Raw genomic sequence first — 26,897 nt, forward strand, 5'->3', positions numbered from 1 at the left:
AAGATGAACCCGTGTTGTTACCCCGGCATATTTTAGCCGTTATTAAAAACTTATCGCTACTTTAACTTAATGTTAATAGGATATTTTCACAAATACTTAATTAAGGTATAAAGAAATTCAACCTTACAATGGGGTGTACTTTTATATGCAAATTATTTAAACTTAAATTAACATTTACCGCCAAGGCTAGGGTTAGCTTTGCAAAAGTGTAACTACTAATAATGAAACCATAATGAGCGTAGAAAAGATTTTACTTGTAGACGATGACCAAGACATCTTAGAATTTTTAGGGTATAACCTTAAAAAAGAAGGATTTGATGTCAATATTGCATCAAATGGCAAAGAGGCAATAGAGATCGCTAAGAAAGTAAAACCGGACTTAATCATCTTAGATGTGATGATGCCAGAGATGGATGGAATGGAAACTTGTCATCAGATGAGAAATATGCCAACTCTTAAGGACACGCTTATCATCTTTTTAACTGCAAGAGGAGAGGACTATTCTCAAATTGCAGGCTTTGATGCTGGAGCCGATGACTACATTACTAAGCCAATTAAGCCAAGAGTTTTAGTAAGTAAAATACGTGCTCTACTTAGAAGAAAAGGAATCAATCAAGAAGATACGGTAGAATTTGAAGCCAACGGTGTTTCCATAGATAGAGAACGCTATTTGATGACAAAAGATGGAGTTGATTTCAATTTACCAAAGAAAGAATTCGAGTTACTTGCACTACTGATGTCCAAACCTGGAAAAGTGTTCACTCGAGAAGTAATTCTAGATAGTGTTTGGGGTGGAGAAGTAGTTGTAGGAGATAGAACTATTGACGTGCACATTCGAAAATTGAGAGAAAAACTTGGGGACCAATTTATTAAAACGGTGAAAGGGGTTGGTTACAAGTTTGATGTCTAAACACCAGATTATCCTTACCTTTCCTGAATGAATAACATCACACCTAGAGCGCTTTCACAACGCATTTCGCTTCTTCTTTCAGCTATAATATGCCTACTGGTCACCATTTTATGGTCAGCTACAAATGGCTTTCAATGGTGGCTTCCATTTTTAGTGTTTATTCTAACCTTTGTTTCTTGTTACTTTATTTTTCTTTGGGCGATAACTAATTTCATCGACCGAAAGATTAAAATTATTTACAAAACCATTCACAATTTAAAAGTAGATCGCAAAAAAGGAGTCTTTGAAGTGATTGATGTCGATAAAGATATTTTGACAGAAGTTAGAAAAGATGTGATAGAATGGGATTTGAGGAATCGACAAGAAATTGAACGTCTTACAGATCAAGAGAAATTCAGAAGAGAATTTATTGGTAACGTTTCTCACGAATTAAAAACACCCCTTTTTAGTATTCAAGGATATATCCTAACACTACTAGAAGGAGGAATAGAAGACCCTAAAATAAATATCCCCTATTTACAAAGAGCAGAAAAATCGGTTGATCGAATGATTGACATGGTAAGCGACCTTGATGAGATTGCAAAATTAGAAACTTCTCAATTGATCATGCAATTCTCTACAATTGACATCTATGATCTATTGAATGAAGTCATAGACGCATTGGAATTTAAGGCAAAAGAAAAAAACATCAAAATAGTAGTAAAAGCAATTGATGATAAACCTCTATTAGTAAAGGCTGACCCAATCAGAATAACTCAGGTACTTACAAACCTAATTATCAATTCCATCTATTATGGAAAAGAAGGTGGAAAAACTGAAATTCGTTTCTTTGATTTCGATGAAAACATCTTAGTGGAAGTAGCCGATAACGGGGATGGAATTTCTGAAGAACATTTACCAAGATTGTTCGAACGTTTTTACAGAGTTGAAAAAAGCCGTTCAAGAAACGATGGAGGTTCAGGGTTAGGTCTTGCCATAGTGAAACACATTATTGAAGCTCACAAGCAAACAATAAATGTTAGAAGCAGTTTAGATAAAGGCGCTACCTTTTCATTTACTTTAGCAAAAGCAACCAAAAAGTAACCTCTTTTTTAACTTCTCCATAATTTTCTATTTATTTTCATCGATTTCTATGATGTGATGCAACCTTTGATTGCTTAATTTCATCTATTAAAAAGCTGTATAATCTAGAAAATGCACAAGACCGAAATGACCGAAGAAGAGTTGATAGATGGATGCCTTCAGCTAAACGATAAGGCGCAAGAAGAGCTCTACAACTTATACTCTTCCAAAATGATGGGGGTTGTTTTAAGGTATGTAAAAAGCTATGAAGAAGCTCAGGATGTGATGCAAGATGGATTTATAAAAGTATTTGAAAAATTAAACACTTTTACCAAGGAAGGCTCATTTGAAGGTTGGGTGCGAAGAATAATAGTGAATACAGCGCTAGATTATTTGAGAAGAATTAAAAATGAAAGGTTCCATGTGGATGTTGATGAGGTGAACTATTTATTGGCTGATCAAACGGTGATCCTTGAGGCTTTAGCAGCAGATGATTTATTAGAAATAATACAATCATTACCTGTAGGTTACCAAACGGTTTTTAACCTATATGCCATTGAAGGATTTACCCATAAAGAAATTGGTGATCAACTTGGCGTTTCAGAAAATACATCGAAATCTCAATATTCTAGAGCAAGATCATTTTTACAAAAGAAATTAGAAGAAATTAATACGATATAAAGTGAACAATCAAAATCACGACATAGAAAATCTGTTCAAAGAGAAGTTTAAAAACTTTGAGAAACCTGCGGGTGATAAAGTTTGGGCTGGAGTAAAAGCAGGAATTAAAACTTCTGCTGCTGCAACCGGAACCGCTGCTGCCGCCAAATCAACATTAAGCATAGGAACTAAAATGGCCTTTGTAGCGGCATTTGTAGCGGTTGCTGCCATTAGCACCTATGTGTTAGTGAACAACAATGAAACTGGATCTAAAATTACTGAACAAACACCAGTGGTAGAGATAGAGTCAACTGAAAACTTTGCTGACGAAGTTGCCAAAGAGGCTACTTTAGAAGAATTGCCAATTACTCCAGTTAAAAAAACCATTGAGACCAATCCATCAGATTTAATTATTGAAAAGAAAGTAGCCGAAAAACAAATTGGTCAAAAGAAATCTACCGTCGAAAAAGTTAGTTCATCAAGCGAACTAAAGAATCAGTCGAGTGAGAAGACTTCTAATTCTAAAATGGTTGAAGAGAAACCAATTGACAAACCTGAAGTAACAGCTATAAAATCTGAGAAAAATACATCAGTAAAAGAGTCTAAACCAACACCAAACACTACAGTTAATAATGTAAAGGCAATTGAATCTCGTATTGTAGTAAATTCTACTAAAGGTGAAGCTCCAATGAAGGTTGACTTTGAAAGTGAATATGAAGCAACCCACTACTTGTGGAAACTAAATGGAGTAACCATTAGCAACACTAAATCTAGTTCGTATACCATAGAATCAGCAGGCACTTATGAATTACAATTGGTGGTAACTAATCTGGAAGGGAAACAAAAAATAACGACTGAGAAAATTACAGTATCTTCAAACTTCGAGTTGAACCTTCCTAACATTTTTACTCCCAACCAAGATGGACAGAATGACATTTTTAGAATTGAAGGAGAGTTTGAAAAATTAGAAGTAATTATCTTAGATAAAACTGCCAGAGAGATTCATAATTGGGAAGGAGAGTTTGGCTTTTGGGATGGCACTAAAGCAGATGGCTCAAATGCAGCCGAAGGAACTTATTTCTATATTATAAAGTACAAGGTAGAAGGTAAAAAAGAAGCCATAAAAAAGGGAACATTAACCTTAAAACGTTAATGCTCCCCGAATAGAAATTTTATCACCTAGTAATTTAAATTAGGAGAAAGCCACCTTTCAATCGTTGATTCAGGGGTGGCTTTTCTGATGGTATAATCTGTCTAATCCTGAAAAAATGTTACAAAAATATGGAACGAATACCCACACCTTCATTATTAAGCTTTGCGATTAACTAAAGGTCAGTATCGGTATAACTTCTTTATTTATAAATTAACTGTTGTGATTTTTGACAAGCCAGACATTTAAATAGTTGTCGTCTATTTCTTTTTACTTTCTTAATGTATTTTTCACCACAAAATTGACATTTCATTTTTTCAACAATAAAAGGTTTCTAACGCTTATTTAGCAAGTAATTCATTCCATTTTAAGCAATATTTGGGACACGACGATTATTTTTACTTGATTTGAGAGCCTTTGAAGGCTCTCTTTTTAAAATTAAATATTAATCTACAGCCAAATATTATTTTTCAAAAGACTTTTTATTAGCTAATTATATTTTTTAATTAAGGAAAGCTACTCTTGGGCCACTGCCTAAGTAATTGAGGTATAATTAAAAAGAGGGTATTTTTATTGATTAATCAGTTTGTGAAATTCGGAGTTATCCTCTCCTCTTAATTCCAGGATATAAATTCCTTTTTCAAAGCTTCTTAAATCAATTTGGTGTTCATTATTCACAAGCCTATCAGAAAGTCTCAAACGACCACTTAAGTCATATACTTTTAGACTTTTTGAGCCTTGAGAGAATTGGCTTTTAATGTTAAAAATTCCATCTGATGGATTTGGATAAATCGAGTAGCTTGCTTGATAATTTTGATTCAGTCCTGTCGAGATGGTGATGGAATCAGACAATTCAAAATCATCAATGGCGATGTCGGAATTGAATCCATTTCCCGTTATCGCTCGGAATTGAATATTGACTATCTGCCCAGCAAAACGAGTTAGATTCATTTTAGCTTGGAGCCAACTACCTCCCTGAGCTCCTACAATTGGAGCAATGTAATCCTTGTATTGAATGCCATCTGCAATGACATCAATGTGTAACTCGCCCATATCTGATCCCCACATGTGATACCAAAAGCTTGCTTCAACAGTTTCAGTTGGTGCAATATCGATACAAGGTGACAAAAGAATAGCTTCATTATTAAAACATTGAGTAGCTTCTGTGTATAAATAGTTACCTGCAAAATTGTTTGGGGTATGATTATAAGGTGGGCCAGTGTCGAAAGTAGGTGTAGAATAATTATTTATTCGGTAATCAATGTCATCCCAAACCATATTCGCAGGATTGATCCAACCTTGACTCAAACTACAGCTTATTTGTTCACATGAATTACCAGTACAACGTGTAAATGAATCAAAATTTTGAACGTGAGGAGAGGTGATAACTAGGCTATTGACATACAAATTAAACTTAAAATCAAGGGTATCATCGACTACATAAGTGGAGGTAGAATCTAAAAAGATTATTAATGAATTTGAACCAGATAGAATGGATTCCGTATTTGTAAAATATAAAATAGCAGAATCTCCACTTAAGATGGACGTTGAAAATACTTGACTCACAATCGGGCCATTGTTAAAACTATAGCTCACTTTTGGATTACTCTTAGTCACCAACCCATTGTTTTTAACCGTTACTCCAATATTGTAATTACTATAATTCTTGCAGTCAAAAATTGCGATTCCTCCTGGGTCAGATCTGGTTAATTCTAAATTGTCCGGAAAAGTGCAGTTGAAGATGGTTGTATCTTTTTCAATTGCAAATGACCTTATCCCATCCATCCCATTAACATTAGGCTGAACTGCAAACCAACCTTTCATCGAAGACGGATATGGAAGAGTGACGAAAGTGTCAGTAACAGTAATGATGGAATCCATGTATTTATTGCCCAACATAGAGACTTCATAGGAAGTCGCACCTACTACTTTGTTCCAAATCAATTTAAAATTCGTTGGACAGACGGAATGTACTTTCACATTTCGTGGGTAATCTATGATTGCAAAATTAGAAACTGTAGTACTTTGGTTGTTTCGTGAAATCCGCAACATCCCATTAGATGTGTGTACGTCAGGAGTGTTGATTGTTTTTACTCGACTATTATCTGGGATTGAATCTGCTAATTTTAGCCAAGTGGCTCCATTATCAATTGACAATTCAATTTTAAACAATCCAGTGGTATCGTAGGACTCCCAGCTATAAGATTCAAAATTATCTGGTTTCATGACATCTCCTGGCAAAGGGTGAGTAATTACAATATCCTTATATTCAAAAGTATAAGCAATAAAGTAATCCTGAGGCCCAAGTGGAATAGAACTCCCTGCCACTCTCAACTCATATATTCCTGAATTCGGATTATTTAACACTACTTGCTCCACATTATTTAGAGTATCCAACCCAGGAACAGCAGGTGTAAAATACAGTGACTGAAGAGTAGGAGAAGAAAGGTCTATAACCAATGGAAAATGAGTCACGCCACTTTTATACACTGTCAGATCTAAATCATTTACTAAAGTTTTACCCGAGTTTACAGCTGCCTCTTTATCATTCCAATAGAGCATCACCTTCACTTGTTTAACCCCATTAGGAATATTTAAAAAATGCGTTTTACTGAATCCATTTGTAATAGAATCAGCGAAATATTGATTCCCCAATAAAACATCTGAAGCTCTTTTAGCATTGAGATACCCCCAACCATGCCTAAAATCAGGTCCAATGTGTAATTTATCATCATCAGCAGAGTTCAAAAGGATACACTTCATCAAACTTGACGGAGGTTTCTGCCCATTTTTATGATCCATATACATTTCACTTAGAATAGCTAAAGTTCCATTAACGATTGAAGTTGATTCAATCCCATTGTAACTTACATTTGAATTACCGGATTCATAAACATTGTTGGTGTCTAAATATAATGGAAAACTCACATCAACACTGATATCAGGTTTAATTCGTCCATCTAGCGTTGGTCCATATGCATTAAGGCCTTTGATTACTGCATCGTAACCATTTGTTGAAGCAATTCCATTTTTGCTACTTGCAAATCCACCTGCGATACTTGCCACTCTTGCAAAACAGGCGAAAGCGCCTTGATGTCCAGCAAAAAATGAATAATTCACAGTTTCAAAATCATTCGATTGCCGATCTACTAATTGTGAATTAGTATTGTATCCAAGATTACAAAAATCATATAATGTGGTACTAACCACACTAACTCCAGAATTTAAAATAGAATTCGGCAAGTCATAAATGGCATTTTTTCCAAGTGAAAACCTCATGTCTGCTCCCCATGCTCCAGTTTGAAGCAGGGGAAATAAGTTTCCACTTCCTCCACTGATACCTGCCACTGCAAGTGCTTTAGCTCCCATTTGGCTATTCACTAGGTTCGTATCCAACCGATTCTTCAGATCAATGTGCGGCCAAGGGTAACCATCCTCCCCTATTGCAATAGTAATCCCATTCCCATTATAAGATTTTCCAACCTTGCTAGGTTTGTATAGCCAGTTCAATTTATTTAATTTGTTTGTTTGAGTGCCAACTCTAGAAGGAGGAGCACTTTTTGAGATATTGGGATTTAAGTTTTCCTTTTCCTGAGTTACTTTCGGTTCAATGATTTTTATCATAGGGTGAGTAAGTAAACCTAGAATATCTTTCTCTTTAATAGTAAGTGTCGTTAGGTTCAAGTAATCGTACTTTTCACTTATTTTACCATTCACTTTCTGAATAAGCGCCTCTACATCTTGCTCATTAAAATCGGGATGCGTCTGAATAACCACATCAATTAAAGTTTCTCCAACGTAGGCTCCATTCACTAAATCAATTGGTAGGTTATTTAATTTATAGATGGGCTTAACTGTAAATATGGAATTCACAGAATAGACTCTCAAAGTGTTCAGCTTTAAACCAGAGTTGATTTTACAATAGTAAACTTTGTTGTTGATATAACTATCTATAAAAATCCCTTTTCCCTTCAAGTCCAACTTAGTTTGTTCATCAGGCAGTCTATCAAAATGCATGTAAACATAATAGTGATCATTGTACTTTGATTCTTTTAAATCCTCATAACTGATGGTTTCAATATTTGATTCTATTGGATAATTTCCAGACTTTAGATTTAAAGTTTGAGCGAAAGAAGTCGTAAAGAGCAGTAGGAATAAGAAAAAAGTAGAGAGTTTCAATGCCATTCTATACAAATTTAGGTAGTAAGTCTTTGAATGACAAACATAAATTAAAAAGTTTAATAAATGTTATATTTTGTTAAGCATTTTATGTTAAATTTTTAGTTCCAAGGATTTTAAAGGGTTTCAGGGGGGGGGGGAAATATTCTCTTTTGGGTAAAATTAGTTTGAATTTTTCAACTTAATACCTGAATTCGATGATTAGCTAAGTAGTCAGAAATCGAAAAAATTATTAAAAATGAAAGTAATTAGCTATTTTCTATACTTTTTAATTGAATATCAAATCAATATTCCGAAATGTACTATTTCTTCAAATATTCTCTAAGCTGGATTTTAAGCCATAAAAAAGGGAACATTAACCTTAAAACGTTAATGCTCCCCGAATAGAAATCATATCACCTAGTAATTCAAATTAGGAGAAAGCCACCTTTCAATCGTTGATTCAGGGGTGGCTTTTCTGATGGCATAATCTTTTATCTGATCTTTTCCAATTTTACCCAAGCCAAAGTATTTTGCATTTGGGCTAGCAAAATAAAGACCACTTACTGCTGCCGTTGGATACATAGCAAAGCTTTCTGTTAGCTCAATTCCTGTATTTTTTTCTGCGTCTAACAAATCAAAGATGGTGCGCTTCTCTGTATGATCTGGGCATGCAGGATAACCTGCTGCCGGACGAATGCCTTTGTATTTTTCTTTGATTAAATCTTCATTTTCCAACTTCTCATTTGATGCATACCCCCAAAATTCTTTTCGAACTTTTAAATGCAACAATTCTGCAAAAGCTTCTGCCAATCGATCTGCCAAAGCTTTCACCATAATGCTATTGTAATCGTCATGGTCGGCTTCAAATCGTGCAATGTGTTTCTCTATTCCTAACCCAGTAGTTACAGCAAAACCACCCACATAATCCAATTGACCATTTTCCTTTGGCGCAATAAAATCTGACAAACTTAAATTGGGAACATTCGCTGCTTTCTTGTTTTGTTGCCTTAGGGTATGAAGAGTCGTCTTGATTGTTTTGCCATCTTCTTCATATACTTCTATGTCATCACCATTAGTATTAGCGGGCCAAATTCCATAGACTCCATTAGCAGTCAACCAGTTTTCAGCGATGATTTGCTGCAACATTTTTTGAGCATCATCATATACTTTTCTGGCTTCGATTCCTACATATTCGTCTTCAAATATTTTAGGAAACTTACCTTTCAATTCCCAAGTACTAAAAAATGGAGTCCAATCTATAAACCTAGAAATCTCCTCAATCGAATAGTCTTTCAATACATGAACTCCCAGTTGATTCGGCGTAGCAATATTAATCTGACTCCAATCTATTTGAGTTTTATTGGCCCTAGCTTTTTCAATGCTAACATATTCTTTGTGGGCCAAACGTCCTTTATGTGCTACTCGAACTGCTTCGTATTCCTCATCCAACTCGTCTAAAAATTTCTTACGAGCTTCTTTATTATCACTCAGCAAAGTACTTGCAACTGGCACACTCCTAGAAGCATCCAATACATGAACTACAGGTTGAGAATAGTGTTCTGCTATTTTAACAGAAGTGTGCGCTTTAGAGGTTGTAGCTCCGCCGATCAATAATGGGATCTTAAATCCAAGTCTTTCCATTTCGCTGGCCACAAAAACCATTTCATCCAATGAGGGTGTGATTAATCCACTCAAGCCGATCATATCAACATCATGCTTCTTCGCTTCTTCCAAAATTTTCTCGCAAGGCACCATTACGCCTAAGTCTATCACCTCAAAGTTATTACAAGCCAAAACTACACCTACAATATTTTTACCAATGTCGTGCACATCTCCTTTTACTGTCGCCAATAAAATCTTTCCATTGTTCTTCTTGGTACCTCCGCCTCGTTTTTTGGCCTCTTCAATAAATGGCAATAAATAAGAAACAGACTTTTTCATTACACGGGCACTTTTTACCACCTGCGGTAAAAACATTTTCCCTGAGCCAAATAAGTCACCAACGATATTCATTCCGTCCATCAATGGACCTTCAATCACTTCTAATGGTTGGTCATACAGTAAACGGGCTTCTTCACTGTCTTGATCGATGTACTCCACAATACCTTTCACCAACGAATGTGCTAACCGCTTTTCAACTGGCTCCAAGCGCCAGCTTTCATCACGCACCATTACTTTTCCGTCTCCTTTCACAGATTCTGCAAACTCTAACAATCGTTCAGTAGCGTCTTCTCTTCTGTTTAATAAAACATCTTCTATTCGCTCTAGTAAATCTTTTGGAATATCTTCATATACCTCAATCATTCCTGCATTTACGATTCCCATATCTAGCCCATGCTGAATACCATGAAATAAAAATGCAGAATTCATCGCTTCACGAACGATATCGTTTCCTCTAAACGAAAAGGAAACATTACTGACACCTCCACTTACTAGAACACCAGGTAGATTTGCTTTGATCCATTTGGTGGCTTTAAAGAAATCCACTGCATAATTATTGTGTTCTTCTAGACCAGTCCCGATGGTCAAAATGTTTGGATCGAAAATGATGTCATGTGGTGGAAATCCGACTATATTTATCAGAATATCATAAGCTCTCTGGCAAATCTCTATTCGTCGCTCGTAGTTATCGGCCTGACCATCTTCATCAAATGCCATTACAATTACAGCAGCACCATATTTACGCACCAACTTGGCCTGCTTGATAAAATTCTCTTCTCCTTCTTTTAAACTAATAGAGTTTACAATCGCTTTTCCTTGAACACACTTTAGTCCGGCTTCAATTACTGACCATTTAGAGGAATCAATCATAATTGGAACACGAGAAATTTCAGGATCAGAAGCAATCATATTCAAAAATGAAGTCATCTCCTCCTCCGATTCTAACATTCCCTCATCCATATTTACATCGATGATTTGTGCTCCCCCTTCCACTTGCTGCAATGCTACAGCCAAGGCATCTTCGTATTTCTTATCTTTTATTAATCGCGAAAATCGTTTAGATCCCGTCACATTCGTACGTTCCCCAATATTTACAAACAAAGAATTTTCGTCAATGTAAAGTGGCTCCAATCCACTCAACATAGTAATTTTTGGTTGAGTTTTGAGTGCCCTTGGAGGATACTTAGCTGCTATTTCTGCTATTTTCTGAATGTGTTCAGGAGTAGTTCCACAACAACCTCCGATAATATTCACCATCCCATTTTTTATGAAATCTTCGATAAAACCACCCATTTGTTCAGGAGATTCATCGTATTCACCAAATGCATTTGGCAAACCAGCGTTTGGATGAGCACTCACAAACACATCCGTTTTCTTGCCAATATTTATCAAATATGGACGCATATCTTTTGCGCCCAAAGCACAGTTGAATCCTACAGATAGAATTGGCATGTGAGAAATAGAAACCAGAAACGCTTCTGCAGTTTGGCCCGATAAAGTTCTACCGCTGGCATCAGTTATTGTTCCAGAAATCATAATTGGCAATTGAATCCCCCTTTCTTGATAAATGGTATCAATTGCAAACAATGCTGCTTTAGCATTCAATGTATCGGTGATGGTTTCAATTAACAATAAATCAACCCCACCATCAATTAATCCTTCAGCTTGCTCTTTAAATGCAGTTACCAGTTGATCAAAGGTAATCGCTCGGAAACCAGGATTATTTACATCTGGAGACATGGAAGCCAATTTAGTTGTTGGCCCCATTGAACCAGCAACGAAACGTGGTTTTTCTGGCTCTCTATTGGTAAACTCAACCGCAACTTCCTTTGCAATCTTAGCTGATTCAAAATTGATTTGATAGACATACGCTGCCAATTCGTAATCGTCTTGAGCGATGCTATTTCCTGAAAATGTATTGGTTTCAATTATATCAGAACCTGCCGCAAAATAGGCAGCATGAATTTCTTTAATAATGTCAGGTCGAGTAATCGATAACAGGTCATTGTTCCCTTTTAAGGATTTATGATGATCCTTAAATATTTCACCTCTAAAGTCATCTTCCGTCAACTTATGGCGTTGAATCATAGTACCCATAGCACCGTCTAACACCAAAATTCTCTCCTTTAATAATTCTTCTATCTTAATCATATATTCATAAAAAAAGCCCATTCAACAGTAAGTCAAAAGGGCTTTATTAATTTTATATTCTTTTGACTTATCTTTTTTTAAATTCAAAAAGGAATTAGCACCTTTCCTATAAAAAATATAGGATGGTTGCTAAGGTTTCACAGGGCCTTTCCCTCCACCTTTCTTGATAAGTAAATCTAAATTTTAAGAACGCTAAGCAGAAGCTTGACCCTGCTTTTTAATGTGTTTGTATAAAAAGTAACCAACTACTATTGCTAGTAAATAAGGAAAAATCATTAAATACATTATTCCACTATTAATTCCTTCAGCTAAAGAACTTTCTCCTGATTCCATATTGCTTTCCAATACTGCTTTACACATGCTACATTGAGCATAAGAAGCATCTGCAATTAATAAAAATGCAAACGTAATGGCTAAAAATAAAAATCCTTTATATACTGATTTCATTGCTGCCAAAGTTAAGAAGTTTCTTTGTGATTTCTTAATAATATGGTGCAATCATAAAGTAAACTACCACACCTGTAATGGTCACATACAACCAAATGGGTAAAGTCCAGCGAGCTATTTTTTTATGCTTATCAAATTTCTGTGATAAAGCACGTGACAATGTGATTAATACCAGTGGTACAATCGCAATAGCTAAAACAATATGCGTTAAAAGTATGAAAAAATAGACGAGGCGAATCGTTCCATCTCCACCATAAACAGTAGATTCTGAAGTAGCATGATAAGTAATGTAACTAACTAAAAATAAAACGGATACTACTACAGCAGATAGCATTAACTTTTTATGCAATTCAAACTTCTTAGCTTTTACAGCAAATCCTGCTGCAATAAGCAAAACAGTGGCAATGGAATTCAATGTGGCGTTTACTTTTGGTAAAAACGAAAACATATCAGTAGCCAAAGCCTCTTTGGGCATCAAATATAAAACAGCTACCACCACCGGAATAATGATAGAGATGGCAATAATTACGGGCTTAAGGTTATGTATTTTATCCATTGTGATTACTTTTTCTTTCTAGGGACATACTTTTCAACCAATAGAATATCGATTGCATCAAACAAATCATTGGTTTCAGAAACACTGGTGCCATCAAATACACCCCTCAATCGTCCTTCTCCATCAATTAACATCATGTTGGAAGAATGTAAAAATCCTCCTGGTGCAATACTGTCTTTTTGAGCAGAAACGAAATAACCTTTAAAACCTATGTTGTAAATGGAATCCTTATCACCAGTTAAGAAAGTCCAGAGTCCATCCGTAGCGTGAACTTTTTCAGCATATTCTTTCAATACTTCAGGAGTGTCGTGCTCAGGATTAACTGTAAAAGAGAGGAGACGAAAATCTGTCCTATCCTTAAAACGGTCTTGAACTTGCAACATATTTGTAGATACTTTCGGACAAACAGTTGGACAGGTTGCAAAAAAGAAATTGGCAACATAGATTTTCCCTTTTAACTCTTCGCTAGAAAAGGTAACTCCATTTTGATCAATAAATTGAAATGCCGGAATACTATGATAAATAGTATCTACAACCAACTCGCCATCTTTCATCACTTCCACCGCCTCTTTTGGTCCCATATAGGGAAGAGGTTTAAAGTTGTTAGTGCCAGTACTTAGTAATAAATACAATAATGACGGCACCAATAATATAGCAATTAATATTGCAGCTTTTTTCCAAGCTTTTGGTTCAGCCATAATTCTATTAGTCTGCTAGTGGCAAGAAGTCCGTTGCATGGAGAAATAATGATTCAGTCAACAAGATATAGATCAAATAGAGAGCGAAAATTATAAATGGTATTGCAACTACAATTTTAAAATTTTTCCTTTCCCCACCTAGGTGCATATAAGACATCACAATATAGTATGCTTTCACCAAAGTTAAAACGATAAAAGTCCATTTTACAATACCCCAAGCAACCCCGATGTCTTGCCAAATAAGTCCTAACGTAACCTCAGCTGTTGTAACAGCAAGCAATACCCAGAAGATAACCCAAATCATCTTTCTTACTTTCTTTCCTTCCTCTTCAGAGTGTTTGTGTGCGTATTCCGCAGTTCTATCAAAATCCATTGTGTCGTTGATTTATCGTTTTGAAAATTATACCAAATAGAAGAATGTAAATACAAACACCCAAACTAAATCTACAAAGTGCCAGTAAAGACCTACCTTTTCCACCATTTCATAATGACCTCTTTTTTCATAAGTACCTTTCAATACATTAACAAAAATGATGAAGTTTATTACAATACCACTAAAAACGTGGAATCCGTGGAAACCTGTAATGAAGAAAAAGAAATCTGCAAACAAAGGAACTCCATATTCATTAACAGTCAAATTTGCTCCATAAATTTCGGTTCCTTGAGCGATCATTGCTGCTGCTTCAGTACCAGTTATTGCATCTGCAACTCCAGGAATCATAAATGCATTCTTTGCTTCATCGACCCACTGAACGATAGTTCCATCAGCTAACTGCAAAGCACCCAACTCAGTTCCATGAATAAAGTGACCCCACTCCCATGCTTGAGAACCTACGAAAATAATACCACCAACAATTGTTAGCGCCATCCAAAGAATTACTTTATCTCTTTTCATTCGTTGACCTGCTTCTACTGCTAGCACCATTGTCACAGAACTCATAATCAAAATAAAGGTCATTAACGCTACATAAAGTAACGGATGGTCACCATGCATAAATGGAAAATGTGTAAAAACATTTTCTGCTACTGGCCAAACATCTTCAAAACGATGACGCATATAGCCGTAAGCCACTAAAAATCCGGTAAACGTAAACGCATCAGAAACTAGGAAAAACCACATCATCATTTTTCCGTAACTAATGCCAAATGGAGAGAAATTTCCACCCCATAACTTCTTATTGTCCAATGTCTCAGTACTCGCTGACATACTTAAAATTTTATACGATATAACTTAAAAATAAAAATAAATACAACCATAAAGCATCTAAGAAATGCCAGTAGATTGAACATACCTGCAAACCTAATAAATTTTTCGGCTTATAGGTATTTTTTAAAGACTTAAAAAATACAACTGAAAGTGCAACCAAACCACCTAGCAAGTGCAATAAATGGACGAAGGTTAAAATATATAAAAAGGATCCAGAAGCATTACTTTCACTTCCTGTAAAAAACACTTTACCGGAAGTCAACTGATCCCAAGCCTCAAACTGCGAGAATGCAAATGCGATTCCTAATATCAAGGTGGCAGCCAAAAAAGCTTTTACGGCCTTAAAGTTTGATTTCTTGGCAAAGTGTAGCGATAAAAACATCGTTAAACTACTAATCAGAATAAGTACTGTACTTACCCAAAACATGCTCGGCATATAGAATTCCAACCACGCTCCGTCAGATTTCCTAACAATAACTGCTGATGTTAGCCCAGCAAATAACATTACGATACTAATCATTCCCACCCACAGAAGTGGCTTCATGGTTTTCTCTTTGTGCGTCTTATCTTCAAATGATTGTGTAATCGCCATCATCTGTTATAGTTTATCAAAGTAAAGTGCAAATAGCACCATTGGGATATAAATAAACGAAGCAAACATCAATTTTGTTGCCGACTTCATTGCATTCTTTCGATATAAATTAATTGCTGGAATAAGCATTAAAACACCGGCTAATCCAATTACAATAGCTGCACCTAAACCGGCCATTCCAAAAAAGATAGGCAGGAAACTACTCGCAATCATAAATAAGGTATACAACAATATTAAGAATGCAGACAACTGATCTCTCCCTTGTGGAGAAGGCAACAGCTTGAATCCTGCTTTCAAATAATCATCGTTTATTTTCCAAGCAATGGCCCAAAAATGAGGAAACTGCCACATAAATTGCAAAGCAAATAAAATTCCCGCTTCTAAACCGAAGGTTCCTGTAGCGGCCACCCAACCCAACATTGGAGGAATAGCTCCAGGAAAAGCCCCTACAAAAACTGCCCAAGGAGTAATTCGTTTAAGTGGAGTGTATATGGCTACATATGAAAACAAAGCTAAAACACCTAAAACCCCAGTTAAAGTATTTAAATAAAATAACATTGCCACTCCGATTGCCCCACAAACAGAAGCAATAACAAATGCTTCAGTTAAACCCATTCGACCAGTAACCAATGGACGCTCTTTGGTTCTGTCCATCAACTTATCCAAATCTCTTTCGATGATTTGATTAAATCCGTTAGAAGATCCAGTTACCAAAAAGCCACCAATACAGAGGATGCTTAAGACTGCCCAATCAATTGATGGGACTGCCAACATATAGCCTAATACTGCAGAAAAAACGACTAATGACGACAACCTCAACTTTATGAACGAGGCGTAATCGCTAACCTTAGAGGAGATTATATTGGTTTGAATGACTTCTTTTTCTGCTGTAAAACTCATCGACTATTGTCTTCAGATTTGAGGGACAAAATTAATAATTATTTCAAGCTATGAAAGGGAAAACTGCTTATTTAAATTGAGTACAGATAATATTATTGTTCCTGAGACATTCTAAACAAATCGGTTCTTAGTCCCAATGAGAATAATGTTATATTTTTACCACTATAGGATCTGTTCCAAACTCCAGCAAACAACTGAAGATTAGACTCCATAAATAACAGATAAGAGAAATCGAGTTTAGAAGTCAATGATTCTATTTCATTTCCTTGATGTAAATCGTTTCCATAATCTGAATTTCTAGAAATATTTGAAACATTAGGATTATCCCCAAAATTTTCCAAAATACCAGAGCGTCCTTGATGCAAATAAAAGATTGCACCATTTATGGTCATCCTATTTTTTTCATACCTCACCTCTGCCATAAGTTCTGAAAAATTAGCTCCATTTGGATGAGCCAATGATTGTCCATAATTAGTATATGACTGAACAGGACTGCTATGGGCATAAGTATATGGTCGAACTAAATTAAATTCCAACCGGGTTCGCATCGCGCCTCCATTTATATCCCAATACCCTTTCCAGCCAATTTGAATTCCATATTTATTCCCCCACCATCTACTTCTCTTTGAAGTATCTTCCTGTATTAGATTTTTCACATCAGCTTTTATCTCGTTTAATAAAAACTCATCCAACAGGATTTGCCCGTAAATAATTTGTTTTTTTATTGGCTTTACTTTCAAATTTAATCCGACCAATACATTATCTGGTGATCCAACTGAAAACTCTACAGGTCTATAAAAAATAATAGGATTGGCATAGTTGACATCAAACCCACGATTATACAAACTGTCTTGCGCTTGCCATACTACTGTTTCAAAAAGACCCACAGAAAATACCTTTGAGATATTCCAATCTAGGTAATGTGATGCGGTATATTTTTTCTGAAAATTAGACGAACTTAAAAAGTTAATCGGCTGGCTATTCCCATAAATCGTTTCATGTTCCGCCCAAATATTTGTGTAGCTCAATCGCCAAAAGTTGACACTCAACTTAAAGTAAGGAGAGTTATTTGCATTGTCAGATAACAAAAGAGACCGGTATCCCTCTCCTATAAATTGTTTCCCATTCCCCAATTCAAAATTAAAATGCCTATTGGGAGAATAAGATAAATAAGTTTGAAAAAAATTGGATTGATAGATCCCGTTTGAAACAGACTTAATATCCGTCAATCCTGGTGAGTAATTCTTGGAATGTGGATTTGCCAAATAAGGAAGGTTGTCATTGAATATCCGCGCATAGGTTAATCCAAAAGCCAATTTACTCTTAAAACTGGCTGATATATCAAAGCCTGCACCAGAACTTACTAAGAAATTTTCATTGTAATCAATAGCGCCAGATGCCACTGCTTGAACATAAGGTTGTATGTATATTGCAGCTTTATTGCCTTTCTTTTTAAGCAAATTTTGTTCGAATGCTATGCTTAAATATACACTATCTATATTGGTAGATAATTGCATTTCATTTAACCGATAAGGCTGAATGGAGGTGTGATTAGAAAGTTTGTTAGAAAGGTCTTGCTCCAATTGAATCGGCAATAGTCCGATTCTTGAGTTTAAAGGTTGAGAGTATACTGCAATTACAATTAAAAAGCAGAAAGAAAAGAATAATAATTTAATCCACTTTGGCATCCTTTGGTTTCTTTATCAATAAAAACAGTAAACTTCCAAATGCCACAACTCCAACAATTGCAAAAACAATACTTGGATGAAAGCCAGCAAATATTACAGGCAGCGTTATCATAACTATATTGAAAAGATAGATAAAAATAGCTGTTTTACTATGATTCCCTTTCGTCCAATGAAGTACTCTATGATGAATGTGATTAGAATCAGCTTCAAATGGGCTTTTTTTGTTAGCTATTCTATAAATGAAAATTCGAAAAGTATCTAACAAAGGATACACTAGGACAGTCATTGCAAAGATTGGTTTAGAAATACCTATAATCTTACTTGGCAACTTAGAAGCATCAAACTCAATTAACTCTATAGCCAAAAAACTCAGAACCAATCCGATAAATAAGGATCCCGAATCTCCCATAAAAATACTTGCCGGCTTAAAATTATACCTTAAAAAACCTAACAATGCTCCCGCTAAAGCAAACGCAACTAGAGCATAACTTTCACATCCTGCTAGCAAAAACCATATTCCAAAAGCTGTAGATGCAATAAAACCAACCCCTCCTGCTAAGCCATCTACACCATCAATTAAATTAAACGAATTGATAATTACGATATAGGTTAGAACAGACAATAAAACACTCGCCCATTCAGGCAATTCTCGAATATCGAACAATCCATATAAACTAGTAATCTTAACCCCAGCAATACTTACCATAATAAACGCCACAATCAGATTGGCTAACAACTTTTTAACCGGCGCTGTACCAACTATATCGTCTTTAATTCCTACAAAAAACATGATTAAAATAGATGGAATTAGATATTTAAGAAAACTAATCTCATCATTAGGAAAACAGAGGCATACTGAAAACACAAAGGCTGCAAAAATCATAATCCCACCCATAGATGGAGTATTTACTTTGTGTTGCTTTCGATCTTCAGTGGGCTCATCGAAAAGGTGCTTCATTTTAGCCACTCGAATATATGAAGGGGTAGCTAAAAGCACAATAAAGAAGGCGATGATCGTTGCTAAGGCAATTTCCATTAAAAAGTATTAAGCTGCGAAATTATTAAAAATCACGATAGCGATTGGTTAATGCTGTTTGAAAAGAAATATAAATATAGCTAGTATTACGTAAAAATACGTCAGGGGTTTCTCGTATATCATAAAATCTTTGCATCCAACCTACATTAAATTGCATATTGGTTGCAGGGTTTACTGTAAATCCCAATTGACCTCTCAACGACAATAGTTTATAATTATCTACAACAGCACCAGTGATCAAATATTCCTTGTTAGTTAATGTAAAAAAGTTGGTTTGACTGGCTGCTGCCTCTGCATTAAATCTTTTGTATCGATAATTTGCCATAAAAAGCAACTCTTGAAAATGGTCGCCATATGGATGTGCCAAATACTGATTATAATGAGTTTGCGAAGCACTATTGTTCAAATTTCCAAAAACGCCATTAGAAGATTCATTCCATTCTCCACGTAAAAATAATCCTTTAATCCCATAGAAACCAACACCTACTTGACATGCTAAAGCAGAAAAATTATAATCTTTTAGTGCTAGTTGGCCATAAACCAACCAACCTTTCAAAGGACGAATAGATATGTTAAATCCTTGATTCGAAAAATACAAAGAATCGCTAGTACCGTTGATCGCACTATTGATTCCAATTACTGGATTTAAAAACCGGTAGTCGGCTTCCCCTCGAATTCCACCTTTCTGCTTAGCTAAAGCGTCAACAGAAATAGTGGACTCATAAAAACCTACCTTTATTTTAGAATTAGGACTATATTCCAGATATTTTATGCTCGCAGTTTTTCGTTGGAAGATATTTTCCGTTAGCGCAAATCCTTGCACTCTCACCAAATCTTGCAGCCCAGCAATCATAAAAAGATAATTTATCTTGCGGTTAAAAAAGTTGGTTTGTGCAGAAACAAATGGATAATTGAATGCATTATCTGAAAGCAAAAAAGATCGATATCCCTCACCGATAAAATTTTTGTCTTGTCCTAGCGATAACATTAGATGTTCATTAGGAATATAGTTTATTCGTCCGGATGCCATCGCAAAATCATATGCGTCTTTCTTAAAAGCTTTTACTCTACCTTGACCTGGAACAATATTGTAGGTCTTTACATATTGATCTAGGTAAAAAGGGTATTTTCCTTGATTTTCATAAAATGAAGTAGAGAAAGTTAATTTATTCTTCCAGCTTCCCTTCACTTGAAAGCCTCTCGTATTCTGCAATAAAAAATCAGAGTTGACTCCTTCTTGATCAATTCCACCTTCCACCATAAATAAGGGGTCGAATGTGACATAGAAATCCGAAGTATCAATAATTAGTAGATGTTCAAAAAATAGTTTCCGAGCAACCAATGAACGATAAATTCGCTTTTCAATCCTTGGCTCTAAATGGTTGTGAAATTGTGGAACTATCGGCTTGATACTGTAATTGACTATGGAATCATTGGTGTACATCTCCACTCGATCTTCCAAAGAATTGGAATAATTCAAAGGTAGTTCTTGTGAAAAAGCCACAAAAAAAAGGAAGTTAGAAAATAGTAAAGCGATTGCCTTTTTCAACACTATTATTTAAAATTCATATGTTTAACCTCTTCGTAAACCATTCGAATTCCTTCTTCAAGTTCTACCTTATATTTCCACCCAGCTTTTTCCAATCGACTAACATCCATCAATTTTCTTGGTGTTCCATCTGGCTTACTCGCATCAAAAACCAGTTCTCCTTGAAATCCGGTGATCTTTTTAATGGTTTGTGCCAACTCTCCAATAGTCACATCTTTTCCTGTTCCAACATTCATCCATTCTTCACCATTGTATTCACGCATCAAAAACAAACATGCTTCAGCCAAGTCATCAACGAATAAAAATTCACGCATTGGCTTTCCCGAACCCCAGACCGTTACTTCAGAATCTCCATTTTGTTTGGCCGTATGAAACTTCCGCAATAACGCTGGTAAAACATGAGAATTATTCAAGTCGTAGTTGTCATTGGGGCCATATAAGTTAGTTGGCATAGCCGAAATAAAATTACAACCATACTGCCTTCTATAAGACTCACAGAGTTTTATTCCTGCAATTTTTGCAATAGCATAAGGCTCGTTGGTTGGCTCTAATTCGCCAGTCAACAAATATTCCTCCTTAAGCGGTTGAGGAGCCATTTTTGGATAGATACAAGACGATCCTAAGAACAATAATTTTTCAACCTTATTGACATAAGAAGCATGAATAATATTCGCTTCAATCATCAAATTCTGATACAGAAAGTCTGCACGATAAATATTATTCGCTTGAATTCCGCCCACTTTTGCTGCAGCCAAAAAAACATATTTCGGTTGCTCCTTTTCAAAAAAATGGTCAACTGCAGCCTGATTTCTTAGATCTAACTCTGCTGATGTTTTGTAAACTATATTATTATAACCTTCTGATTGCATCGCTCGAACAATGGCAGAACCTACCATTCCTCTGTGACCTGCAACATAAATTTTATCGTTCTTATTCATTCGAGTTAACTACTTTGTGTCCACCTTCCATTAAATACTTGTCTCTTTGAAATAAAGCTAAATCTGATGTCATCATATCATCAATCAACTCATCCAAATTATGCTTCGGTTTCCAACCCAACTCTTTTTCCGCTTTAGAAGCATCGCCTATTAGCAAGTCCACTTCAGTTGGTCTGAAATAATTCGGATCCACTTCTACGATCACTTCACTGGTGGCTTTATTTCTTCCTTTTTCTGTTTCTCCTTCACCTTCCCAAACGATATCAATGTCTGCTTTTTTGAATGCTTTAGATACAAAATCACGAACTGTTGTTGTTACATTTGTTGCCAATACATAATCTTGAGGCACCTCTTGTTGTAACATCAAATACATTCCTTCTACATAATCTTTTGCATGTCCCCAATCTCTTTTTGCATCTAGGTTTCCTAAATACAATTTAGACTGCAAACCAAGCTTAATTCGAGCTGCTGCTCTTGTAATCTTTCTGGTCACAAAAGTTTCACCTCTTAATGGACTCTCATGGTTGAATAAAATTCCATTACAAGCATACATTCCATAAGCCTCACGGTAATTTTTTACAATCCAAAAACCATATAACTTCGCTACTCCATAAGGACTCCTTGGGTAAAAGGGAGTTGTTTCTGTTTGTGGAACTTCTTGAACTTTACCATAAAGTTCAGAAGTACTTGCTTGGTAAAAACGACAAGTTTTTTCCAGCCCCAATGTTCTAATCGCTTCAAGAATTCTTAAGGTTCCCATTGCATCAACGTTCGCAGTGTACTCTGGCATTTCAAATGAAACTTTTACGTGAGATTGGGCTGCTAGATTATAAATCTCAGAAGGTTGAACTTCCTGAATAATTCTAATAATGTTAGAAGAATCAGTCATGTCGCCATAATGCAATTTAAACTTTACATCATTTTCATGTAAATCGGTATACAAATGGTCGATTCGTTCTGTATTAAACAAAGAACTTCTTCTTTTAATTCCGTGAACTTCATATCCTTTGCTTAATAATAATTCTGATAAATAAGCTCCATCCTGTCCTGTTACTCCTGTTATAAGGGCTACTTTTCTCATATCTATTGGTTGTATCTATTTAGTCACCAAGAACCAGTTGTTTAATAAATTTTCTCTATTGTATGTCATTGATTTTTGGGTCGATTGATCAATTACCTGACCTCCCATTGCGTTCACAATTCCTTGTCCTGCCGCAGTATCCCATTCCATAGTAGGCGCAAATCTTGGATAAGCATCCGCTATTCCTTCTGCTACCATGCATAATTTCAATGAACTTCCTTTTGAAATAATTTCAATCTCTCCAAACTCTTCTTTAGCCTCATTGATAAAAGCTTCCGTTTCAGGAGACATGTGCGATCGACTTCCTACTACAGTGTATGGTCGTTCCTCTTGATCCAATGGCAATTCTAATCCTGCTTCAGTCAATATTTCAATAGTATGAGCTCCATCTAGTTCATTATAGTTTTCAATCTTATAACTACCTAGTCCACTCATTCCAAAATACATCACTTTAGTTACAGGCACATATATTACTCCAATTATTGGATTCCCTTCGTTAATTAAAGCAATATTAACGGTAAACTCTCCATTCCGTTTTACGAATTCCTTTGTTCCATCTAATGGGTCAACAATCCACATATTTGCCCAAACGGCCCGTTCTTCGAAAGGAATAGACTTTCCTTCTTCACTTAGCACAGGGATTTTAGTTTCCATCAACCCATCCATAATGGCCAAATGTGCCCTTTTATCTGCCTCGGTTAAAGGACTATTATCATCCTTCAATTCTACTCCGAATTCTGAATCATACACTTCCATAATCTCCAGTCCGCCTTTATAGGCCGATTTTATTGCTGTAAAAAGCAATTCTTTCAGTTCGTTTTGCGTCATTCCAATTCTCCTGTTTTCAATTTTTAATATGATGCTTTAGCTGCACCAATCACTTCAATTGGGTGCCACGTTGTTTTTACTTCTTGAAAATCATTGATGATGTATGGATTCTCAACTTCTGCTGCATTCAAATCATAGTGATATGATTTTATTCGCTTTAAATTATCTATAGAAGCTTCTTTCAATTGAATCAATTCATTTTTTACACCATCAACATAACACACTGCATTCACATCCATGTGTGATCCAATTTGAGGCAACAATTCTTTTTTCTTACCTGACAGAATATTGACCACTCCACCGGGTAAATCAGAAGCATTTAAAACTTCAGCAAAAGAAACAGAGCACAAAGGTTTATCTTCTGAAGCTAAAATAATACAGGTATTTCCTCCAGCAATAATTGGCGCCATGTAACTTATTAAGCCCAACAACGAAGATTGTTGATTAGCAACAATTGCGACAACACCAGTAGGCTCTAGTGCTGAAAAGTTAAAGTGTGAACTTGCTACTGGATTCACTGAGCTAAAAATTTGTTGGTATTTATCGCACCAACCTGCAAAGTAAACCAATCGGTCAATTGACAAATCCACTTCTTTTTCAGCATCCTTTTTACTACTATCTTGCTGAATTAATTCTGAAATAAATTGTTCTCTTCTACCTTCTAATACTTCTGCCATACGATATAAGATCTGGCTTCTGTTGAAAGCTGTTCGGTCGCTCCAATCTCCAAATGCTTTTCGGGCAGCAACCACAGCATTCCTAAAATCCTTGCGTGAAGACAAGCAAATATTCCCTAACGATTCGTTCTTTGAGTTCATTGGGTTGTAAAACCTTCCTGATTCCGTTCTAGGAAAACTACCTCCGATATATATCTTATATGTTTTCAAAATATTGATTCTTTCGCTCATGAGTTCAAAAATTAATCGAATTTAAGGTAAGCTGATAACCCATGAAGGCCACCTTCTCTTCCAAAACCACTTTCTTTGTATCCACCAAAAGGTGACGTAGGATCAAACTTATTATAGGTATTTGCCCAAACAATTCCTGCTCTCAATCGACTCGTTAAGTTGAAGATCTTTGATCCTTTATCTGTCCAAACCCCTGCCGATAGTCCGTAAGGCGTATTGTTTGCTTTTTCAATCACTTCGTCTACTGTTCTAAAAGTTTGCACTGCTAAAACAGGTCCAAAAATCTCTTCCTTCGCTAATCTACTTGATTGAGCGACATTGGTAAATAATGTTGGTCGAATAAAATAACCTTCCTTTGGCAGATTACATGAAGATTGGAAAATATCCAATCCTTCTTTTTTACCCAATTCAATATATCCTTGAATCGTTTCCCACTGACTTTTAGAGTTAATGGCACCTACATCGGTATTTTTATCCATTGGATCTCCAACTATGAGGGTTTCAATTCTAGCTTGTAACTTCTTAATAAAAATATCTTTAATGGATTCTTGCACAAACAATCTAGAACCTGCACAACACACGTGACCTTGATTGAAATAAATTCCATTCACGATTCCTTCTACCGCTTGATCAATTGGTGCATCTTCAAAAACAATATTCGCTGCCTTTCCGCCTAATTCTAAAGTGACTTTCTTATCCGTTTTTGCGATTGTTCTCTGAATAATTTTACCCACTTCAGTTGAACCAGTAAACGCAATTTTATCAATTCCATCGTGGCCAACTATTTCAGCACCCACTTTTCCATCGCCAGTCACAATATTTACTACCCCATCTGGCAATCCACTTTCTTGAATCAGTTCTGCCAATTTCAATGCAGTCAAAGAAGTCGTTTCTGCAGGCTTAAGTACTACCGTATTTCCACAGGCCAAAGCAGGAGCTATTTTCCAAGCTGCCATTAACAATGGAAAATTCCAAGGAATTATTTGACCTGCGACACCCAATGATTTCGGCTTTCGATTCGGAAAAGCATAATCCAACTTATCTGCCCATCCAGCATAATAAAAGAAATGAGCCGCCGCCAATGGTATATCGATATCCCGTGATTCTCTGATTGGTTTTCCACCATCTAATGATTCAATTACAGCAAACTCTCTCGCTTTTTCTTGAATCAATCGAGCAATTCGAAATAAATATTTAGCACGCTCTGAAGCTGGCATTACTGACCAAACATTATCGTATGCTTTGCGAGCAGCTTTCACAGCTTTGTCCACATCCTTTGCATTTCCCTCTGCTACGGAAGCAATTTTCTTTGTTGTAGCTGGATTAATGGAGTCGAAATATTTTCCAGAAGAAGGTTTTTCAAACTTTCCATTAATAAAATGATCGTATTTTTCTTTCAATTGGATATGACTAGCACTCTCAGGAGCAGCAGCATATTCCCAACTAATTTTTTCTGTCTCAATTTTCTTTTTACTCATAGCTAATTAATCTATTGAGATGTAATCTTTTGATTGATAAATTCCAGTACGTTGCTTTTCCAATTGCAGTAATACATCGTTGGCCAAACTACTCGCCCCAAATCGGAACCATTCATTACTCAACCAAGCATCGCCCAATATTTCTTTGACCATTACTAAATAATGGATCGCCAATTTAGAAGTAGAAATTCCACCCGCTGGTTTCATTCCGATCATATTCCCAGTTTTTAGATAGTAGTCTCTAATGGCATAAAGCATGGTTAATGTCACAGGGATTGAAGCGGCTGAACCAATCTTTCCGGTGGAGGTTTTTATAAAATCAGCTCCTGCATAAATGGCGATATCTGAAGCTCTTCTCACATCGTCTAAAGTGCCAATTTCTCCTGTCTCTAAAATTACCTTTAGGCGAGCTTGAGAACCACACAACTCTTTAATTTTTGCAATCTCATCAAATACAAAATTGTATTCCCCTTGGTGGTATTTTCCTCTTGAGATAACCATATCAATTTCATCGGCACCCTGATCAAGTGCAAATTGTGTATCATCTAATTTCGTAGAAAAAGGGGCCTGACCAGATGGAAATGCTGTAGAAACAGAGGCTACTTTTACCCCGCTTCCTTTTACTGCAGCTTTGGCTGTTGCTACCATTGCGGGATAAACACAAACTGCTGCTACGGTTGGCAGACCAGGATAATCATCGTGTAAATGAATGGCTTTGTAGCACATTTGATTGACTTTTCCAATGGTATCTTTCCCTTCGAGAGTGGTCAAATCTATCATATTTAGCACCATTTTAAGTGCTTGGACTTTGCTTTCATTCTTAATACTTCTCGTCTGAAAACGAGATGCACGCTCGATTATACCAACCTGATCCACTGATGGGGACTTCGTAAAATCGGGAATATTAAATGTCTTTTTCAAATTCAAAATGAACTAAATTTTTAAAAGATCAAAGA

22 protein-coding genes and 1 riboswitch are annotated in these 26,897 nt (G+C 35.9%); of the genes, 4 read left to right on the forward strand and 18 right to left on the reverse strand.

What is annotated here, in order from left to right; genetic code table 11:
* The first annotated feature begins 232 nt into the window (after nucleotides 1-232).
* From ACTB0X_RS09145 to ACTB0X_RS09160, 4 genes are all read left to right on the forward strand, one after another.
* Nucleotides 233-910, forward strand: a complete 678-nt coding sequence (locus ACTB0X_RS09145; RefSeq protein ID WP_463024706.1) for a response regulator transcription factor — start codon at nucleotides 233-235, stop codon at nucleotides 908-910.
* 27 nt (nucleotides 911-937) lie between these two features.
* The gene (locus ACTB0X_RS09150) at nucleotides 938-1,993 is read left to right on the forward strand and encodes an ATP-binding protein (RefSeq protein WP_463024707.1); all 1,056 of its coding nucleotides are present in this window, start codon (nucleotides 938-940) and stop codon (nucleotides 1,991-1,993) included.
* A 111-nt stretch (nucleotides 1,994-2,104) separates the two neighbouring features.
* A complete protein-coding gene (locus ACTB0X_RS09155) occupies nucleotides 2,105-2,653 on the forward strand; it encodes an RNA polymerase sigma factor (RefSeq protein ID WP_463024708.1) in 549 nt (182 codons plus the stop codon).
* A gap of 1 nt (nucleotide 2,654) precedes the next feature.
* Entirely contained in the window at nucleotides 2,655-3,785 is a 1,131-nt protein-coding gene (locus ACTB0X_RS09160) for a T9SS type B sorting domain-containing protein (protein WP_463024709.1), read from the forward strand.
* Nucleotides 3,786-4,352: 567 nt separating this feature from the next.
* Here the strand turns inward: ACTB0X_RS09160 and ACTB0X_RS09165 are convergent.
* The 18 genes from ACTB0X_RS09165 to deoC form a co-directional block, all read right to left on the reverse strand.
* The gene (locus tag ACTB0X_RS09165) at nucleotides 4,353-7,967 is read right to left on the reverse strand and encodes a T9SS type A sorting domain-containing protein (protein WP_463024710.1); all 3,615 of its coding nucleotides are present in this window, start codon (nucleotides 7,965-7,967) and stop codon (nucleotides 4,353-4,355) included.
* A 393-nt stretch (nucleotides 7,968-8,360) separates the two neighbouring features.
* On the reverse strand, nucleotides 8,361-12,035 hold the full coding sequence (gene metH / locus ACTB0X_RS09170; protein WP_463024711.1) for a methionine synthase: 3,675 nt from the start codon (nucleotides 12,033-12,035) through the stop codon (nucleotides 8,361-8,363).
* Between the two features lie 64 nt (nucleotides 12,036-12,099).
* Nucleotides 12,100-12,208: riboswitch (SAM riboswitch) on the reverse strand.
* A gap of 19 nt (nucleotides 12,209-12,227) precedes the next feature.
* The gene (locus tag ACTB0X_RS09175; RefSeq protein WP_463024712.1) at nucleotides 12,228-12,482 is read right to left on the reverse strand and encodes a hypothetical protein; all 255 of its coding nucleotides are present in this window, start codon (nucleotides 12,480-12,482) and stop codon (nucleotides 12,228-12,230) included.
* 34 nt (nucleotides 12,483-12,516) lie between these two features.
* On the reverse strand, nucleotides 12,517-13,038 hold the full coding sequence (locus ACTB0X_RS09180) for a DUF420 domain-containing protein (protein WP_463024713.1): 522 nt from the start codon (nucleotides 13,036-13,038) through the stop codon (nucleotides 12,517-12,519).
* 5 nt (nucleotides 13,039-13,043) lie between these two features.
* Nucleotides 13,044-13,736: an SCO family protein gene (locus ACTB0X_RS09185; RefSeq protein WP_463024714.1), complete on the reverse strand. Its 693-nt coding sequence runs from the start codon at nucleotides 13,734-13,736 to the stop codon at nucleotides 13,044-13,046.
* Between the two features lie 7 nt (nucleotides 13,737-13,743).
* Nucleotides 13,744-14,109, reverse strand: coding sequence for a cytochrome C oxidase subunit IV family protein (locus ACTB0X_RS09190; RefSeq protein ID WP_463024715.1), 366 nt, complete (start codon nucleotides 14,107-14,109; stop codon nucleotides 13,744-13,746).
* Between the two features lie 27 nt (nucleotides 14,110-14,136).
* Entirely contained in the window at nucleotides 14,137-14,943 is an 807-nt protein-coding gene (locus ACTB0X_RS09195) for a cytochrome c oxidase subunit 3 (RefSeq protein WP_463024716.1), read from the reverse strand.
* A 10-nt stretch (nucleotides 14,944-14,953) separates the two neighbouring features.
* Entirely contained in the window at nucleotides 14,954-15,538 is a 585-nt protein-coding gene (locus ACTB0X_RS09200) for a cytochrome c oxidase subunit 3 (protein ID WP_463024717.1), read from the reverse strand.
* A gap of 3 nt (nucleotides 15,539-15,541) precedes the next feature.
* A complete protein-coding gene (cyoE, locus tag ACTB0X_RS09205) occupies nucleotides 15,542-16,435 on the reverse strand; it encodes a heme o synthase (RefSeq protein ID WP_463024718.1) in 894 nt (297 codons plus the stop codon).
* A gap of 92 nt (nucleotides 16,436-16,527) precedes the next feature.
* On the reverse strand, nucleotides 16,528-18,123 hold the full coding sequence (locus tag ACTB0X_RS09210) for a hypothetical protein (protein WP_463024719.1): 1,596 nt from the start codon (nucleotides 18,121-18,123) through the stop codon (nucleotides 16,528-16,530).
* Complete coding sequence (locus ACTB0X_RS09215; protein ID WP_463024720.1) at nucleotides 18,107-19,159, reverse strand: MraY family glycosyltransferase; 1,053 nt, start codon at nucleotides 19,157-19,159, stop codon at nucleotides 18,107-18,109. Before ACTB0X_RS09215 ends, ACTB0X_RS09210 begins: the two co-directional genes overlap by 17 nt.
* A gap of 25 nt (nucleotides 19,160-19,184) precedes the next feature.
* Nucleotides 19,185-20,708: a hypothetical protein gene (locus ACTB0X_RS09220; protein WP_463024721.1), complete on the reverse strand. Its 1,524-nt coding sequence runs from the start codon at nucleotides 20,706-20,708 to the stop codon at nucleotides 19,185-19,187.
* A gap of 5 nt (nucleotides 20,709-20,713) precedes the next feature.
* Entirely contained in the window at nucleotides 20,714-21,646 is a 933-nt protein-coding gene (fcl, locus tag ACTB0X_RS09225) for a GDP-L-fucose synthase (RefSeq protein WP_463024722.1), read from the reverse strand.
* The gene (gmd, locus tag ACTB0X_RS09230) at nucleotides 21,639-22,727 is read right to left on the reverse strand and encodes a GDP-mannose 4,6-dehydratase (RefSeq protein ID WP_463024723.1); all 1,089 of its coding nucleotides are present in this window, start codon (nucleotides 22,725-22,727) and stop codon (nucleotides 21,639-21,641) included. The genes fcl and gmd overlap by 8 nt, the downstream gene beginning before the upstream one ends.
* Nucleotides 22,728-22,742: 15 nt before the next feature.
* A complete protein-coding gene (cysQ, locus tag ACTB0X_RS09235; protein WP_463024724.1) occupies nucleotides 22,743-23,555 on the reverse strand; it encodes a 3'(2'),5'-bisphosphate nucleotidase CysQ in 813 nt (270 codons plus the stop codon).
* A gap of 23 nt (nucleotides 23,556-23,578) precedes the next feature.
* Nucleotides 23,579-24,463 (reverse strand): aldehyde dehydrogenase family protein, encoded by an 885-nt coding sequence (locus ACTB0X_RS09240; protein ID WP_463024725.1) that lies wholly within the window; start codon nucleotides 24,461-24,463, stop codon nucleotides 23,579-23,581.
* Nucleotides 24,464-24,474: 11 nt separating this feature from the next.
* Nucleotides 24,475-25,941: an aldehyde dehydrogenase family protein gene (locus ACTB0X_RS09245; protein ID WP_463024726.1), complete on the reverse strand. Its 1,467-nt coding sequence runs from the start codon at nucleotides 25,939-25,941 to the stop codon at nucleotides 24,475-24,477.
* 6 nt (nucleotides 25,942-25,947) lie between these two features.
* Nucleotides 25,948-26,862 (reverse strand): deoxyribose-phosphate aldolase, encoded by a 915-nt coding sequence (deoC, locus tag ACTB0X_RS09250; RefSeq protein ID WP_463024727.1) that lies wholly within the window; start codon nucleotides 26,860-26,862, stop codon nucleotides 25,948-25,950.
* Nucleotides 26,863-26,897 lie beyond the last annotated feature (35 nt).

The organism is Acidiluteibacter sp. (assembly GCF_055129545.1).

What these genes read in the sequence shown, in the direction of transcription:
- ACTB0X_RS09195 (WP_463024716.1), bottom strand. Translation starts at nt 14,943, where the DNA reads ATGTCAGCGAGTACTGAGACATTGGACAATAAGAAGTTATGGGGTGGA.
- fcl (WP_463024722.1), bottom strand. Translation starts at nt 21,646, where the DNA reads ATGAATAAGAACGATAAAATTTATGTTGCAGGTCACAGAGGAATGGTA.
- ACTB0X_RS09155 (WP_463024708.1), top strand. Translation starts at nt 2,105, where the DNA reads ATGCACAAGACCGAAATGACCGAAGAAGAGTTGATAGATGGATGCCTT.
- metH (WP_463024711.1), bottom strand. Translation starts at nt 12,035, where the DNA reads ATGATTAAGATAGAAGAATTATTAAAGGAGAGAATTTTGGTGTTAGAC.
- ACTB0X_RS09150 (WP_463024707.1), top strand. Translation starts at nt 938, where the DNA reads ATGAATAACATCACACCTAGAGCGCTTTCACAACGCATTTCGCTTCTT.
- ACTB0X_RS09165 (WP_463024710.1), bottom strand. Translation starts at nt 7,967, where the DNA reads ATGGCATTGAAACTCTCTACTTTTTTCTTATTCCTACTGCTCTTTACG.
- ACTB0X_RS09240 (WP_463024725.1), bottom strand. Translation starts at nt 24,463, where the DNA reads ATGAGCGAAAGAATCAATATTTTGAAAACATATAAGATATATATCGGA.
- cysQ (WP_463024724.1), bottom strand. Translation starts at nt 23,555, where the DNA reads ATGACGCAAAACGAACTGAAAGAATTGCTTTTTACAGCAATAAAATCG.
- ACTB0X_RS09200 (WP_463024717.1), bottom strand. Translation starts at nt 15,538, where the DNA reads ATGATGGCGATTACACAATCATTTGAAGATAAGACGCACAAAGAGAAA.
- ACTB0X_RS09215 (WP_463024720.1), bottom strand. Translation starts at nt 19,159, where the DNA reads ATGGAAATTGCCTTAGCAACGATCATCGCCTTCTTTATTGTGCTTTTA.
- ACTB0X_RS09190 (WP_463024715.1), bottom strand. Translation starts at nt 14,109, where the DNA reads ATGGATTTTGATAGAACTGCGGAATACGCACACAAACACTCTGAAGAG.
- gmd (WP_463024723.1), bottom strand. Translation starts at nt 22,727, where the DNA reads ATGAGAAAAGTAGCCCTTATAACAGGAGTAACAGGACAGGATGGAGCT.
- cyoE (WP_463024718.1), bottom strand. Translation starts at nt 16,435, where the DNA reads ATGAGTTTTACAGCAGAAAAAGAAGTCATTCAAACCAATATAATCTCC.
- ACTB0X_RS09180 (WP_463024713.1), bottom strand. Translation starts at nt 13,038, where the DNA reads ATGGATAAAATACATAACCTTAAGCCCGTAATTATTGCCATCTCTATC.
- ACTB0X_RS09245 (WP_463024726.1), bottom strand. Translation starts at nt 25,941, where the DNA reads ATGAGTAAAAAGAAAATTGAGACAGAAAAAATTAGTTGGGAATATGCT.
- ACTB0X_RS09185 (WP_463024714.1), bottom strand. Translation starts at nt 13,736, where the DNA reads ATGGCTGAACCAAAAGCTTGGAAAAAAGCTGCAATATTAATTGCTATA.
- ACTB0X_RS09145 (WP_463024706.1), top strand. Translation starts at nt 233, where the DNA reads ATGAGCGTAGAAAAGATTTTACTTGTAGACGATGACCAAGACATCTTA.
- ACTB0X_RS09210 (WP_463024719.1), bottom strand. Translation starts at nt 18,123, where the DNA reads ATGCCAAAGTGGATTAAATTATTATTCTTTTCTTTCTGCTTTTTAATT.
- ACTB0X_RS09175 (WP_463024712.1), bottom strand. Translation starts at nt 12,482, where the DNA reads ATGAAATCAGTATATAAAGGATTTTTATTTTTAGCCATTACGTTTGCA.